The organism is Phenylobacterium sp. GW821-FHT12F10, from assembly GCF_058806695.1.
Genome location: NZ_JBXAPY010000005.1, coordinates 191,345 through 205,345, shown reverse-complemented (window position 1 = coordinate 205,345; position 14,001 = coordinate 191,345). Strand labels below are relative to the sequence as shown.

The 14,001-nt window shown below is 70.2% G+C and carries 12 protein-coding genes; 9 read left to right on the top strand and 3 right to left on the bottom strand.

Annotation, left to right across the window (positions count from 1 at the left end; translation table 11 throughout):
• Positions 1-118 precede the first annotated feature (118 nt).
• Positions 119-1,144, bottom strand: a complete 1,026-nt coding sequence (locus AC1RN5_RS22055) for a copper resistance protein B (protein ID WP_493043997.1) — start codon at positions 1,142-1,144, stop codon at positions 119-121.
• Complete coding sequence (locus AC1RN5_RS22050; RefSeq protein ID WP_493043995.1) at positions 1,141-2,925, bottom strand: copper resistance system multicopper oxidase; 1,785 nt, start codon at positions 2,923-2,925, stop codon at positions 1,141-1,143. The genes AC1RN5_RS22055 and AC1RN5_RS22050 overlap by 4 nt, the downstream gene beginning before the upstream one ends.
• Before the next feature lie 179 nt (positions 2,926-3,104).
• Between AC1RN5_RS22050 and copC the strand changes: the two genes are divergently transcribed.
• The 9 genes from copC (at position 3,105) to AC1RN5_RS22005 (ending at position 13,440) form a co-directional block, all read left to right on the top strand.
• Positions 3,105-3,479, top strand: a complete 375-nt coding sequence (gene copC / locus AC1RN5_RS22045) for a copper homeostasis periplasmic binding protein CopC (protein WP_493043993.1) — start codon at positions 3,105-3,107, stop codon at positions 3,477-3,479.
• A gap of 6 nt (positions 3,480-3,485) precedes the next feature.
• Positions 3,486-4,421 carry a copper homeostasis membrane protein CopD gene (gene copD / locus AC1RN5_RS22040; RefSeq protein WP_493043991.1) on the top strand — a complete coding sequence of 312 codons (936 nt, stop codon included), beginning with the start codon at positions 3,486-3,488 and terminating at the stop codon, positions 4,419-4,421.
• Between the two features lie 245 nt (positions 4,422-4,666).
• Complete coding sequence (locus tag AC1RN5_RS22035; protein WP_493043989.1) at positions 4,667-5,779, top strand: acyltransferase family protein; 1,113 nt, start codon at positions 4,667-4,669, stop codon at positions 5,777-5,779.
• A 46-nt stretch (positions 5,780-5,825) separates the two neighbouring features.
• On the top strand, positions 5,826-6,212 hold the full coding sequence (locus AC1RN5_RS22030) for a hypothetical protein (RefSeq protein ID WP_493043987.1): 387 nt from the start codon (positions 5,826-5,828) through the stop codon (positions 6,210-6,212).
• Between the two features lie 100 nt (positions 6,213-6,312).
• Positions 6,313-6,582: a hypothetical protein gene (locus tag AC1RN5_RS22025; protein ID WP_493043985.1), complete on the top strand. Its 270-nt coding sequence runs from the start codon at positions 6,313-6,315 to the stop codon at positions 6,580-6,582.
• A 128-nt stretch (positions 6,583-6,710) separates the two neighbouring features.
• Positions 6,711-7,940, top strand: coding sequence for a TolC family protein (locus tag AC1RN5_RS22020; RefSeq protein ID WP_493043983.1), 1,230 nt, complete (start codon positions 6,711-6,713; stop codon positions 7,938-7,940).
• The gene (locus tag AC1RN5_RS22015) at positions 7,937-9,418 is read left to right on the top strand and encodes an efflux RND transporter periplasmic adaptor subunit (protein ID WP_493043981.1); all 1,482 of its coding nucleotides are present in this window, start codon (positions 7,937-7,939) and stop codon (positions 9,416-9,418) included. Before AC1RN5_RS22020 ends, AC1RN5_RS22015 begins: the two co-directional genes overlap by 4 nt.
• Entirely contained in the window at positions 9,415-12,576 is a 3,162-nt protein-coding gene (locus tag AC1RN5_RS22010) for an efflux RND transporter permease subunit (protein WP_493043979.1), read from the top strand. Before AC1RN5_RS22015 ends, AC1RN5_RS22010 begins: the two co-directional genes overlap by 4 nt.
• Positions 12,577-13,098: 522 nt before the next feature.
• A complete protein-coding gene (locus tag AC1RN5_RS22005; RefSeq protein ID WP_493043977.1) occupies positions 13,099-13,440 on the top strand; it encodes a copper-binding protein in 342 nt (113 codons plus the stop codon).
• A gap of 20 nt (positions 13,441-13,460) precedes the next feature.
• Here the strand turns inward: AC1RN5_RS22005 and AC1RN5_RS22000 are convergent, their stop codons facing one another.
• On the bottom strand, positions 13,461-13,868 hold the full coding sequence (locus AC1RN5_RS22000) for a MerR family DNA-binding protein (RefSeq protein ID WP_493043976.1): 408 nt from the start codon (positions 13,866-13,868) through the stop codon (positions 13,461-13,463).
• Between the last annotated feature and the right edge of the window lie 133 nt (positions 13,869-14,001).

Below are 14,001 nucleotides of genomic sequence, written 5' to 3'. Positions count from 1 at the left end.
CGCCCTTCAAGGGCGGCGCAGGTTAGGACGCGGCAAGGCCTACGCGCTTACGGCCCAGTGGACGGATTGTCGGCCTGGTCCCTCGGAGCGGGCTCAAGGGGCCGCCGCATCCTCACCCTCAGAAGAACGCGCGCACCCCGACCACCAGGCTCGTGGCCTCCACATCGTCGCCGTCCGCCCGGGCATAATCGGCCGTCCTGCCGAGCTTGCGATCCCAGGACACCCCGACATAGGGCGCGAACTCCCGGTGGATCTCATAGCGCAGGCGCAGGCCCAGCTCGGCCTTGGACAGGCCCGAACCGGTCCGGGTGGCCGCGGTGTCCTGGGCGGCGAAATTCAGCTCCGCGCGGGGCTGCAGGATCAGCCGGTTGGTGAGCCGCAGATCGTAGAGGCCCTCCAGGCGCGCGAGAAGTTCGCCTTTGTTCGAAAGGAAGGCCGCGCCCTCCAGGTCGAACCAATAGGGCAGCAGGGTCTCGAACCCGATGGTCGCGTAGGTGCGGGCGCGCGGTTCGAAGTCCTGGCGTATGCCCACCTGGACGTCGGTATAGACGCCCACGGCCCGGGAATAGAGGGCCTGCAGTTCGGCGGCCTCGACCCCTTCGCCGCGGGTCCCCTCCCCTTCGCTCTTCAGCACCAGGCGGTGGATGTCGCCGCCGAACCAGGCCTGGCCGTCCCAGCGGTAGCCGTCGGCGCCAGCTCGCGCCTGGTATTCGGCGAGATTGGCCATGACCTTCCAGGTCGTCGCCGCCCCGTGCTCGCGCTGCAGCTGGACGCGCGCCACGGCCATGGCGGCCGGCGGGAAGTACCGGTCCGCCGCACGGTCGGTCGGCGCGGGCGGGGGCGGCCCGTGCGGGATCTCCGGCGCCGGCGCACCGGCCGCGTCCTGGCCGGCCGTTCCGCCGGCGGCGGCCGGCGGCGGCGGGGCCGCCGGCATCGACATGCCGGGCATCGACTCGGGCGCGGAGGCCGCCGGGCTGGCCGGGGGAGCGGCATGCTGATGGGCGAGCGGCTTGGGCTTTGCGGGCGTCTTGGGCAGATCGCCGGGCATCACCATGCCCGGCATGGTGGAATGATCCATGGTCTGGGCGGCGGCGGAACCGGCCAGGAACATGGGGACCAGGGTGGTGAGCACGAGGCGGTTCATGCGGCGGCTCCGTCGAGGGGCCGCACGCTGAACACTTGGAACATGCCGGCGTGCATGTGGTAGAGCATGTGGCAGTGGAAGGCCCAGTCCCCGGGCTCGGCGGTGAAGTCCCAGGAGACCTCGCCGCCGGGGGCGACGATCACGGTGTGCTTGCGCGGGCCATGGCCCGCCGGCCCGTGGGTCAGCTCGAAGAAATGGCCGTGCAGGTGGATGGGGTGGGCCATCATGGTGTCGTTCACCAACCGCACCCGCACCCGCTCCCCCTTGTCGAAGGAGTAGGGCTTCGTCGTCTCGTTGAAGCTCATCCCGTCGAACCCCCACATGAACCGCTCCATGTTGCCGGTGAGGCGGATGTCCAGGGCGCGGGTCGGCGTGCGCAGGTCGGGGTTGGGCTCCAGGGCGACCAGGTCCTTGTAGACCAGCACCCGGTGGCCGACGCTCTCCAGGCCCTGGCCCGGCTCACCCGTCCGATCCATCGGCATGGGGTTGATCATCTGCACCCCGGGGCCAAGCTTCACCTGGGGCGCGTTCTGGCCGTCGCGCATGGACATGGTCATGCCGCCCATGTCGCCCATCGCATCCGAGCCGCGGGCCCGGGGCGGCGCCATGCCCGGCGCCGCCTTCGGCCCGGCGGCGGGCTGCGTCCCGCCCATGCCCGCCATGGCGCTCATGTCCATGCCCATGTCGCGCATGTTGGCGAGCGGCCGGGGACGCAGGGGCGGAACCGGCGCGGTCATGCCCGGGCGCGGCGCCAGGGTCGCGCGCGCCATCCCGGACCGGTCGACCGCCTCGGCCACCAGGGTGAAGGCCTGGTCCTGCGTGGGTTGGACGATGACATCATAGGTCTCGGCGTTGCCGATCTGGAACTCATCGATCGCGACCGGCCGGACGTTCTGGCCATCGGCGGCCACCACGGTCATCTTCAGACCCGGAATGCGGACATTGAAGATCATCTGCGCGGCGGCGTTGATGAAGCGCAGGCGCACCCGCTCGCCGGGCGTGAACAGGCCCGTCCAGTTGTCGGCGGGCCCGTGGCCGTTGACCAGGAAGGTCATGACCGCCCCGGTGATGTCGGAGATGTCGGTGGGGTCCATGAGCATCTTGGCCCATTCCCGACGCTCCTGGAGGGTCTGGTCCTTGCCCGCGGCGAGGCCCGCGAGCGTCTGCTTCTGGTAATTGAACAACCCGGACTGCTGTTTCAGGCGTTTGAAGATCAGGTGCGGGTGCATGAAGCTGTAGTCGGAGAGCACCACCACGTGCTCCCGGTCGTAGGCGACCGGATCGGGGCCGGCCGGATCGATGATGATCGGCGCCAGGTGCCCCATCGGCTCCTGCAGACCCGAATGGCTATGATACCAGTAGGTCCCCGACTGCTTGATCGCGAATTCATAGACAAAGGTCTCGCCGGGCTTGATGCCCGGGAAGCTCAGGCCCGGCACGCCGTCCATCTGCGATGGCGTCAGCAGCCCGTGCCAGTGGATCGAGGTGTCTTCCGCCAGGTCGTTGGTCACCGAAATCCGGACGGTCTGCCCCTCCTTCAGGCGCAGTAGCGGACCGGGAACCGTGCCGTTGATCGCGACCGCGTGGCCCATGCGGCCATCGATCGTGACGCTGGCGTGTCCGATCCGAAGATCGATATTGGGTCCGGTCAGGGTGGGCAGGTCCGGCGTCGCCCCGACGGTGGCGCTCATCGCCCAGGTCGGCGTCAGGCCGGCGAGCGCGAGCCCGCCTCCCAACAGAGAGACGTTCCGCAACAGCTGGCGGCGGTCAAAATCCTTCATGTCACTGCGACGTCCCAAACCCGTTGATCGGCGAAAGCGCGCGGCTCACGCGTGTTCTTCGGATACGCATGGCCCCGTCCGCGGCCCTCACGCCAGGCTCGCCGGTCGCAAGGGGTTGGGCCCGGACCGCGCGTATCCTGCTTGGAGGTGGCCGTCGGTCGCCCTGTCTGGAGATCCACATGGTCCGCTCCCCGTCCACCCGTCCCGTCCTCGCCCTGGTCGCCGCGGCTGGGCTCCTCGCCGCGGCCTCCGGCGCACAGGCCCATGCCCACCTTGTCAGCGCGACGCCGGCGGCGAACGCCGCCGTGGCCGCACCCAAGAGCCTGAGCCTGACCTTCTCCGAAAAGCTCGAGCCGAAGTTCTCCGGCATCGACCTGATGAAGGCCGACGGCAAGCCCGTGACGGTCAAATCGTCGGTCGCCGCGAAGGATCGCAAGACCATCACCGCAGCCTTGGTCACCCCGCTCGCCCCCGGGAGCTACATGGTGATGTGGCATGTCGTCTCCGCCGACGGCCACCGGATGAAGGGCGATTTCAGCTTCACCGTCCACTGAAGCGGCATGGGATCGTCCCTTGAGGTTGCGGCGCGCCTGATCGCGTTCCCCGCCGCCACTGTGCTGTTCGGCGCGCCGCTGTTCTTTCTGTACGGGCTGCGCGCACGGGTCGGCGATGAGCCGGCGCGGCTCGGCTGGCCGCGCTGGGGCCTCGCCGTCGCCGGCGCAGCCCTGCTGGTCGGGACGGTCGTCTCCCTTGGCGCCCAGACCGCGTCCATGACCGGGCAGCCTGCCGCGGCCTTCCAGGCCGACAGCCTGTGGGCGGTGATGTCCGGAACCCGGTTCGGCCTGGCTGTCGCCGCGCGCCTGGGCCTGGCCACGGCGGCCATCCTCCATCTCTTGCTGATGCGGCCGTCCCGGCGCCTCTGGGCGGTGCTCGCCGGCCTGGGCGCGGGCGCCCTGGCCAGCTTCGCCTGGACAGGACACGGGGCGGCCGACGACGGCGTCGCAGGCTTCGTCCACCTCGGGGCCGACATCATCCACCTGCTGGCCGCCGGCGTCTGGCTGGGGGCGCTGGCGGTCCTGGCCACGCTACTGAGGACCACCCGCCAGACCCCGGACCAATGGACCCTGCAGACGCTCCATCGCGGCCTTGAGGGCTTTTCCGGCGTCGGGACCGCGGTGGTGGCGCTCCTCCTCCTCACGGGGCTGGTCAACAGCTGGTTTCTGATCGGGCCGGACCACCTGGACGCCCTGGCGACCTCAGCGTACGGGCTGCTGCTGGGGGCCAAGGTCCTGGTGTTCGCCGGTATGCTGGGGCTCGCCGCGATCAACCGGTTCCGGCTGACGCCCGGTCTCGGCGCGGCCCTCGCTGGCGCGCCGCCGCTGGCGGCGCTGGCGGCTCTGCGACGGAGCGTCCTTCTGGAGACCGCCGCTGCCATCGTCGTCCTCGCCCTGGTCAGTCTGCTGGGAACGCTTGCGCCGCCGTCCGCCATGGACTGAGGGGATTGCCCAGATCGCGCATCAGCAACGCTGAAAACGGCGCACCGTTCCTTGATCGCAGTCGAGATGTAACGGCAGAACGTCCACACCTCTATGTAATCACCATGTATTCGACATTCCATCCCAACATTCCAATCATGTCAATGTTATCGACAACTCATCGATATTTCCATTCTATTAGGGCGAGACCGGCAAACTAAGGATGGCCAAGTGCCGAGGGCTCCATCATTAAAACCGGATCCGCCATGCCGCAGAACCTTAAAGCCTTGACCGCCCTGCGCTTCATCGCGGCCATGTGGGTGGTCAGCTTCGACTACTGGCATGACCTCACAGCCGTCACGCCTCGCCTGGTGAGCAAGGGCTATCTCGGGGTCGAGTTGTTCTTCGTGCTGTCCGGATTCATTCTCAGCCACGTCTATCTGCAGAGCTTCGGGGCGCGCAGCTTCCGCTACGCCGACTTCCTCTGGGCCCGCCTGGCGCGCGTCTATCCCGTCCATCTGGTGACCCTTCTGGGCATGGCGGCCCTGGTCGGCGGCGCCACGCTGCTGGGAATTCAAGCCGGCGACAAGGCGCTGGTCTGGTCCTCCCTGCCGGCCCAACTCACCCTTACCCAGGCCTGGGGTCTGGGACTACATGGCGGCTGGAACCATCCCTCCTGGTCGATCTCGGCGGAATGGTTCGCCTACCTGACCTTCCCGGCCTTTGCGTGGGCGGCCTGGCGCCTGCGCCGCCGCCCCGGCCTCGCCCTGCTTCTGGCCCTAGTGCTCGTTGCGGCGCTGGAGACCGGCTTCGAGCGGCTCGCGGGCTTCCCCCTCACCCAGGCGACCATCGCCTGGGGCGCGCTGCGCATCATCCCCTGCTTCGCCCTGGGCTGCGCCGTTTATCTCTTGTGGTCGGAGCGCCCGATCCTGCGGCCGTCCGTGGCGACCGCCGGCGCCGCGGCGAGCCTCGCCGCGATCCTCCTGGTTTCGCAGGCGGGCGCGCCGGACGCGGTCGCGATCGCGCTCTTTGGGGGGCTGATCTACAGCCTTGCTGGCCTCGCCAGCGCCGGGTCGCGGCTGCTGACAGCGGCGCCCCTAGTCTATCTCGGCGAGGTCAGCTTCGCCGTCTATATGGTCTGCATCCCCTGGCAGCTGGTCTTCGAGAAGGCCGCCCACCGGGTTTTTGGCCTTCCCGACGGCCCCATGCCGCTAGCCCTCTGGCTCGCCATGTTTGCGGGCGTCATCCCAGCGGCGATGGTCCTGCACCACCTAGTCGAACGCCCGGCGCGCGACGCCATGCGCCGCCACGGCGTCCCCTTCCAACGCGACCGCACCCGGCTTCGAGCGCGGTCGGCGGCGGTGGCCGCCGGCAATTGATCTTGATCATATGATCTGGCGCACCGGAGGCTGTAGAAGCGAGACGATGCGACTCCTGCTCGCCCTTCTGGCCGTCCTGGCCCTGCTCGCCAACCCGGTGACCGCCGGGGCCGCTCAGGTCGCCTGCACCGCCCATGGGGACGCGACCGCCATGAGCGGCATGGACATGGCCGGGATGCCGGACATGTCTGACGCAAGCGCCGCGACGGCGAGCCCCGATCCCTGCTGCGACCATTCCGGAAAGTCCAAGATGGCTGACCTGAGCTGCGTCCGGGCCTGCGCCGCAGCCTGCGCCGTCATCGTGGCCCTGCCGAGCCCAGCGGTCTCTGTCGCCCGCTATGCGACCGCCGCCGCCGTCCGCCCGCCCTCGATGACCTCGCGGGCCTCGCAGGCGCCGGCCCGGCTCGAACGACCTCCCAGATCGATCGGCTGAACCCGCGGCGCCTATGCGCCGGCGGGATCGCGCGCACCTGCGCGCCAGCCGGCCGGACTCCGTCCGGCCATAGCCATCGAACCTCCAAGGGAGTCTTCCCATGTCCATCCGTGACCTTCTGGTCGCCAGCGCGCTATCGCTCGGCCCCGTCCTGACCCTCGCCGCCCCGGCCGCCGCCCAACCCTATGGCAAGGGCGGGAACTACAGTCTGGCCCCGCGCCCCGCGCCGGATCGCGCCGCCAAGCCCGACCAACATCAAGCCAGCTGCATTTGCCCGATGATGAAGGGCGACGACGCCCTGCATCGGCAGCACATGACGCCGGGGGACGGCCCGCAGGCCCCGCCCGCCACGCCCGGCCTGCCCGGCTAACCGGCTTCCCAGCCGCGCCGGTTATCCCCTGGCGCGGCGACGGAGGGCGCCGACGGGTGCTCACGACCACCCGTCGGCGTTTCCGCGCGGCCACCCCCTGTCCCTGATCCTCGCCCCAGGAGCCCAAGATGCGCACTGCCTGGCTGTTCGCCGCCTCGGCCTTGCTGGCCAGCGCGACCCAAGCCGCCCCCCTCACCTTCGACGCCGCGCTGAGGCTCGCCGAACAGAGCGCGCCCAGCCTCGCGGCCAAGTCGCTCGATGTCGTCGCAGCCCGGTCGTCCGCCATCGCCGCTGGCCGCCTGCCCGACCTCAAGCTGCGGCTGGGTCTCGACAACTTTCCGGTCTCGGGCCCGCCGGCCTGGCGTTTCGGCCCGGAGAGCATGACCATGGCCACCCTGGGCGTCATGCAGGACGTGCCCAGCGCCGCCAAGCGCCGGGCGGCGCGAGACCGCGCCGCCGCCGACATTGGCGCGGCGGAGGCCTCCGGCCGGCTCGAGGTCCGCGACGTGCGATTGGGGGCGGCCCTGGCCTGGATCGACCTCCATTACGCTGAGCGCTGGCTGGCCGCCCTGGACGAGGTCGACAACGCTGTGGCGCCTCTGCGCAGGACCGCCCCGTCCCAGCTCGTCGCCGGCGCCGTTCGGCCGGCCCAGGCCCTGGAGGCCGAGCAGCTGACCGCGGCCCTGGGCGACCGCCGCGCCGATGTGACCGCCGCCATCGCGAAGGCCCGGGCGGAGCTCATCCGCTGGACCGGCGATCCGGCCGCCGAGGTCGCCGGCGCGCCGCCGGCCTACGCCCTGGACCCCGCGGGTCTGCGCGCCAACCTTGAGCGGCTCCCCGCCCTCGCGGTCTATGACGCCCAAGAGCATCAGGCCGCCGCCGACCTTGCGGCCGCCCGGGCCGACAAGCGTCCGGACTGGACCTGGGAGCTCACCTACCAGCACCGCGACCCCCGCTGGGGGGAGATGGTCTCCGTCGGCGCGACGGTCGGGCTTCCGCTGTTCGCCGCCAAACGCCAGGACCCCGCCATCGCCGCCCGCGCCGCGACAGCCAGCCGGGTGCGTCTCGACCGCGAGACCTCCCGTCGCGAACTCAGCGCGGCCCTGGACGCCGACCTCGCCGACCAGGTCCGGCTCCGCGACCGGCTGGCGCGCGCCGAGACCACCCTGGTCCCGCTGGCCAAGCGCCGCGCCGACCTGGAGACCGCCAGCTACGCCGCAGGCTCGGCCGGCCTGGACGATGTGCTGCAGGCCTTCCTGTCCCTGGCCGACGCCCACATCGACCGCTTGGATCGCGAGGCGGCGCTCTCCCGCGACACCGTCCGCATCGCCCTCACCTACGGAACCGACGCGCCATGACCGTCCAGACCTCTTCCCGCGCACGGCTGGCCCTGGCCGCCGCCGCCATCGCCCTGGCCGCCGGCGCCGCCGGCTTCGGCCTGGCCCAGCTCGGTCACAGTCCCCCGGCCACTCCCCCGCCAGCCGCGGCCGCCGCCAGCCCCAAGGTGCTCTACTGGTACGACCCGATGGTTCCGGACCAGCATTTCGACAAACCGGGCAAGTCGCCGATGGGGATGGAGATGGTCCCCAAATACGCCGACTTGGCGCCGGGCGCCGTCGGGGTCCGCATGGATCCCTCGGCGGCCCAGAACCTGGGGATGCGGCTCGCAATCGTCCAGCGGGGCGACTTCGCAGAGCGCGTCGACGCCACCGGGGTTCTCGACTTCAACCAGCGTGAGGTCGCCGTGGTCCAGGCCCGCGCGGCGGGCTTCGTCCAACGGGTCTATGCGCGCGCGCCCGGCGACGTGATCGCCGCCGGCGCCCCGATCGCCGATCTCCTGGTCCCGAGCTGGGGCGGGGCCCAGGCGGAGTATCTGGCGGTGCGGCGCTCCGAGAGCCCCGCGCTGGAAGCCGCCGCCCGTCAAAGGCTGCGACTGCTGGGCATGCCCGAGGGCTTGATCGCCGCCATCGCCCGCGATGGACGGCTCCGTACGGTGGTGACGGTGACAACCCCCGTGGGCGGGGCGATCCAGACCCTCGAGGTCCGCCAGGGCATGACCGTGAGCATGGGTCAGACCCTGGCCCAGGTCTCCGGCCTGTCGACCGTCTGGCTGAACGCCGCCGTACCGGAGGCCCAGGCCGGACAGCTGCGCGTCGGCGCCTCTGCCCGGGCCGAGCTCGCCGCCTACCCCGGCGAGACCTTCAGCGGGCGGGTAGCCGCCGTGCTGCCCGCCGCCCAGGCCGAGAGCCGCACCCTGACCGCCCGGATCGAACTTGCGAACCGCGATGGTCGGCTGAAGCCCGGCATGTTCGCCACCGTCCACCTGGACAGCGCCGTGGGGTCCGCCCTCTTCGTGCCGTCCGAGGCGGTGATCCGCACCGGCAAGCGGTCGCTGGTGATGCTGGCCGCCCCGGGCGGACGCTATCAGCCGGTGGAGGTCCGGCTCGGCCGCGAGGACGGGGATCGCACCGAAATCCTGGCCGGCCTCGACCAAGGCGACAAGGTGGTGGCCTCCGGCCAGTTCCTCATCGACTCCGAAGCCAGCCTCTCCGGCCTCGACGCCCGGCCGCTTCCCGCAGCGACGCCTCGCCCTGCAGCGGCCGCAGCGGCCCTCAACGAGACGCGCGGGCGCGTCGAGGCCTTGGCCGGCGACCAGATCACCCTCAGCCACGAGGCGGTGCCCACGATCGGCTGGCCGGCCATGACCATGACCTTCACCCTGGATCCCCCTAGCCTGGCGAAGGGACTGAAGGTTGGCGATCGGGTGGGCTTCGGCTTCGAGCAACGGCCCTCCGGCGCCGTCATCCGCCACATCGCCAAGGGGCGGGCCCAATGATCGCCGCCCTGATTCGCGCCTCGGTCCGCTATCGCGTCTTCGTCCTGCTGGCCGCCCTGGCCCTGCTGGTCACCGGCGTCATGGCGCTGCGCACCACCCCCGTCGACGCCCTTCCAGACCTCTCGGACGTGCAGGTCATCATCCGCACGACCTATCCCGGCCAGGCGCCCCAGATCGTCGAGAACCAGGTCACCTATCCGCTGGCCACCACCATGCTCTCGGTCCCGGGGGCCAAGACGGTGCGCGGCTACTCCTTCTTCGGCGACAGCTTCGTCTATGTGCTGTTCGAGGACCGCACCGACCTCTACTGGGCCCGGTCGCGCGTGCTCGAATACCTGAACCAGGTGCAGAGCCGGCTTCCGCCCGAGGCCAAGGCGTCGTTGGGGCCCGACGCGACCGGGGTTGGGTGGGTCTACGAGTACGCCCTGGTCGACCGCACCGGGCGGCACGACCTCGCCCAGCTCCGATCGCTGCAGGACTGGTTCCTGCGCTACGAGCTGAAGACCCTGCCCGGCGTGGCCGAGGTCGCCTCCATCGGCGGCATGGTCAAGCAGTACCAGGTGGTCCTCGATCCGATGAAGCTCGCCGCCTATGGCGTCACCCAGGCTGAGGCGGCCGAGGCGATCCAGAAGGCCAATTCGGAGACTGGCGGCTCGGTGCTGGAGCTGGCCGAGGCGGAGTACATGGTCCGCGCCTCGGGCTACCTCACCTCGCTCGACGACTTCCGCGCCATCCCGCTTCGGACCGCCCCCGGCGGGATCCCGGTGCGATTGGGCGATGTCGCCACCGTCCAGATCGGCCCGGAGATGCGCCGCGGCGTCGCGGAGCTGAATGGCCAGGGCGAAGTCGCTGGCGGCGTGGTCATCCTGCGCTCCGGCAAGAACGCCCGGGCGACCATCACGGCGGTGAAAGACAGGTTGGCGGAGCTGAAGGCCAGTCTGCCCGCCGGCGTCGAGATCGTGCCCACCTATGACCGCTCCCAGCTCATCGACCGGGCGATCGGCAACCTGCGCGAAAAGCTGATCGAGGAGTTTATCGTCGTCGCCCTGGTCTGCGCGCTGTTCCTCTGGCACGCGCGCTCGGCCCTGGTGGCGATCCTTACCCTGCCGCTAGGCGTTCTCTTCGCCCTGCTGGTTATGCGGGCCCAGGGGGTCAACGCTAACATCATGTCGCTGGGCGGCATCGCCATCGCGGTCGGGGCCATGGTCGACGCCGCCGTGGTGATGATCGAGAACGCCCACAAAAAGATAGAGCATTGGGAACATGACCATCCCGGCGAGCGCCTCGAAGGGGAAGCGCGATGGACCGTGATCACCGAGGCCGCCGCAGAGGTGGGGCCGGCCCTGTTCCTCAGCCTGGTGATCATCACCCTGTCCTTCGTGCCGGTGTTCTCGCTGCAAGGTCAGGAAGGGCGGCTGTTCTCACCGCTGGCCTTCACCAAGAGCTACGCCATGGCCGGCGCAGCCATCCTGTCGGTGACCCTGGTGCCCGTGCTGATGGGCTGGTTGATACGAGGCCGCATCCCGGCCGAGAGCGCCAACCCGCTGAACCGCTGGCTGACCGCCCTCTATCGCCCGGCCCTGGACGCGGTGTTGCGGCGCCCGCGCACGACCCTAGTCGTCGCGGCCCTGGTCTTCGCCACCACGGCCTGGCCGCTCAGCCAGCTGGGCGGCGAGTTCATGCCGCAGATGAACGAGGGCGACCTGCTCTACATGCCCTCCGCCCTGCCGGGCCTGTCAGCCCAGAAGGCCGGCCAGCTGCTGCAGACCACCGACCGGCTGATCAAGACCGTCCCGGAGGTCGAGACCGTGTTCGGCAAGGCCGGTCGGGCCGAGAGCGCCACCGATCCAGCCCCGCTGGAGATGTTCGAGACCACCATACAGTTCAAGCCGAGGTCGCAGTGGCGGCCGGGCATGACCCCGGAGAAGCTGGTCGAGGAGCTGGACCGAACGGTGAAGGTTCCCGGCCTCACCAATGTCTGGGTGCCGCCCATCCGCAATCGCATCGACATGCTGGCCACCGGCATCAAGAGCCCGATCGGGGTCAAGGTCTCCGGCGCCAACCTCGCCGAGATCGACCGTATCGCCCAGAAGGTCGAGGCCGTGGCCAAGACCGTTCCAGGCGTGAGCTCGGCCCTGGCCGAGCGGCTGACCGGCGGACGCTATGTGGATGTGGACATCGACCGGGGCGCGGCCGCGCGGCTCGGGCTCAACATCGCTGACGTCCAGGCGATCGTGTCCAGCGCCGTCGGCGGCGAGAACGTCGGCCAGACCGTCGAGGGCCTGGCGCGCTATCCCATCAGCCTGCGCTATCCGCGCGAGCTGCGGGGCAGCCTCGAGGGCCTGCGAGCCCTGCCCATCCTCACGCCCGCGGGCCAGCAGACCACGCTGGGGACCGTCGCCCGGATCGAGATCGCCGATGGCCCGCCGATGCTGAAGACCGAGAACGGGCGGCCCTCGACCTGGGTCTATGTCGATGTGCGCGGCCGCGACCTTGCCTCCGTGGTCTCCGACCTGCGTAAGGCGGTGTCGCGAGACGTCAAGCTGACGCAGGGGGTCTCGATCGCCTATTCGGGCCAGTTCGAGTACCTACAGCGCGCCGTCGAGCGGCTGAAGCTGGTGATCCCCGCGACCCTGCTGATCATCTTCCTGCTGCTCTACGTCACCTTCGGGCGCTTCGACGAGGCGGCGCTGATCATGGCCACCCTGCCCTTCGCGCTCACCGGGGGCGTCTGGACCCTCTATTGGCTGGGCTACGACCAGTCTGTGGCCACCGGCGTGGGCTTCATCGCCCTGGCGGGGGTCTCGGCGGAATTCGGGGTGGTGATGCTGATCTATCTGAAGCATGCGCTGGCCGATCGCGGCCCCTCTCCCACCCCCGCGGAGGTCGAAGCGGCCGTCCGTGAGGGCGCCCTGCTGCGGGTCCGCCCCAAGGCCATGACCGTGGCGGTGATCCTGGCCGGTCTCCTGCCCATCCTACTTGGTCATGGCGCCGGTTCGGAGGTGATGAGCCGCATCGCCGCGCCCATGATCGGCGGCATGCTGAGCGCCCCCCTGCTCTCAATGCTGGTGGTGCCGGCCGGCTACCTGCTGCTGCGCCGGCGCGCGGCCCAGGCGGCGCACCGAAGCCCGCCGACGGCGCGGATGAACAGGACCTGACCATGGAGATCAGGGCAGACTCATGCGAGCCGTGGTTCCTGGCCCTGACGCCTCACGGCGCGGAAGGTCACGGGTCGGCCGGATGGCGACGATGCGCGCCACGCGCAGCATTTCGGCGGCGACCAGAGCTTCGAGGCGCCTATCAGCACGACCATGCCGGATCGGGCAGGGCCCGGAAGATGGGGCCTACGCGCCGCAGGAAGCGCGGTGGTTGATGTGGGAGCTTCGGCAGATTCGCCGGCGGGAATCCTGGTATCGCTTCCGGGACAGCTACCTCAGCCCGCAGGACGGGCGCGACATTCAAGTCAGGCTGCAACACCTGCACGACGTAATGCGCGAGGGGCACGAGGCACAGGACGACTGGCATGCCCCCCTGGCTACGGCGCCTATTCGCCCCGCCGCCGATCGCGCGCCTTCGCCGAACCCGGCGAGGGACCCGGCAGGCGCCGTGCGTATTCCCCAGACCACCTCGCCTCGCCCCGCCCCTGCGCCAAGCGAGACCAAGCTCAACGGAGATCGACCATGAGACTGCTGCTAGCCGCGGCCCTGGCCTTCACGGCCACCGGAGCCGCCGTCGCCCAGACCGGCGGAGACATAAAGGCCATGCCGGGCGCGCACGCCGCAGACCACGCCGCCATGACCCTGGCCGACGGCGAGGGCGTGGTGAAGTCGGTCGACGCCAAGGCCGGAACCGTGACAATCCAGCACGCCCCCATCCCCGCCCTCAAGTGGCCCGCCATGACGATGCCGTTCAAGGCGACCCCGCCTTCGATCCTGCAGAGCGTGAAGGCCGGCCAGGCCGTCCGCTTCAAGCTCATGCAGATGAACGGTGCGACCACGGTGACGGCGATCCAAACCAAGTAGGTCAGCGCCGGACTTCACCTTCACCGCAAGCCGGCGGGTGAGGTCCGGTCGGCCTTGCCAAGGATAGGCGCCTCCGGGCGCTCCCCGTCCGCGCAGGCCGACGACAAGTCGCGCAACACGTCGGCCAGGGTTTGCAGCCCCGCGATGCGCGCCTCAAGGTCGGCGAGATGCTGGTCGGCTGTCGCCCGAACCTCCTCTGCTGGGCGCTCGCGCTCACGCCAGAGCCCCAGAAGCCGGGCGATCTCTTCGACGGAAAACCCAAGATCTCGGGCGCGCCGGATGAAGGTCAGCTCGTGGACCTCGCGCAGGCCGAAGTTTCGGTAGTTGCCTTGGGTCCGGTCGGCGAGGCGTACCAGGCCGATCCGCTCATAGTAGCGGATCATCTTGGTTGAGACGCCTGAGGCTTCCGCCGCCCGACCGATATTCATGCCCACCGCACCTCCGTTGGATATACGTCCGGAGAGGCCCGCACCCCTCAAGGCGGCGCGACGGAGGCGCTCAAACCCAGATGGTCAGGGGATTGGGGCCGTGCGAGTCGTATACCTAGGGCAGGGCGAGGAT

Coding starts and splice junctions, on each gene's coding strand:
- AC1RN5_RS22035 (WP_493043989.1), top strand. CDS start 4,667: ATGCCGCAGAACCTTAAAGCCTTGACCGCCCTGCGCTTCATCGCGGCC.
- copC (WP_493043993.1), top strand. CDS start 3,105: ATGGTCCGCTCCCCGTCCACCCGTCCCGTCCTCGCCCTGGTCGCCGCG.
- AC1RN5_RS22005 (WP_493043977.1), top strand. CDS start 13,099: ATGAGACTGCTGCTAGCCGCGGCCCTGGCCTTCACGGCCACCGGAGCC.
- AC1RN5_RS22050 (WP_493043995.1), bottom strand. CDS start 2,925: ATGAAGGATTTTGACCGCCGCCAGCTGTTGCGGAACGTCTCTCTGTTG.
- AC1RN5_RS22010 (WP_493043979.1), top strand. CDS start 9,415: ATGATCGCCGCCCTGATTCGCGCCTCGGTCCGCTATCGCGTCTTCGTC.
- AC1RN5_RS22000 (WP_493043976.1), bottom strand. CDS start 13,868: ATGAATATCGGTCGGGCGGCGGAAGCCTCAGGCGTCTCAACCAAGATG.
- AC1RN5_RS22030 (WP_493043987.1), top strand. CDS start 5,826: ATGCGACTCCTGCTCGCCCTTCTGGCCGTCCTGGCCCTGCTCGCCAAC.
- AC1RN5_RS22055 (WP_493043997.1), bottom strand. CDS start 1,144: ATGAACCGCCTCGTGCTCACCACCCTGGTCCCCATGTTCCTGGCCGGT.
- AC1RN5_RS22015 (WP_493043981.1), top strand. CDS start 7,937: ATGACCGTCCAGACCTCTTCCCGCGCACGGCTGGCCCTGGCCGCCGCC.
- AC1RN5_RS22020 (WP_493043983.1), top strand. CDS start 6,711: ATGCGCACTGCCTGGCTGTTCGCCGCCTCGGCCTTGCTGGCCAGCGCG.
- copD (WP_493043991.1), top strand. CDS start 3,486: ATGGGATCGTCCCTTGAGGTTGCGGCGCGCCTGATCGCGTTCCCCGCC.
- AC1RN5_RS22025 (WP_493043985.1), top strand. CDS start 6,313: ATGTCCATCCGTGACCTTCTGGTCGCCAGCGCGCTATCGCTCGGCCCC.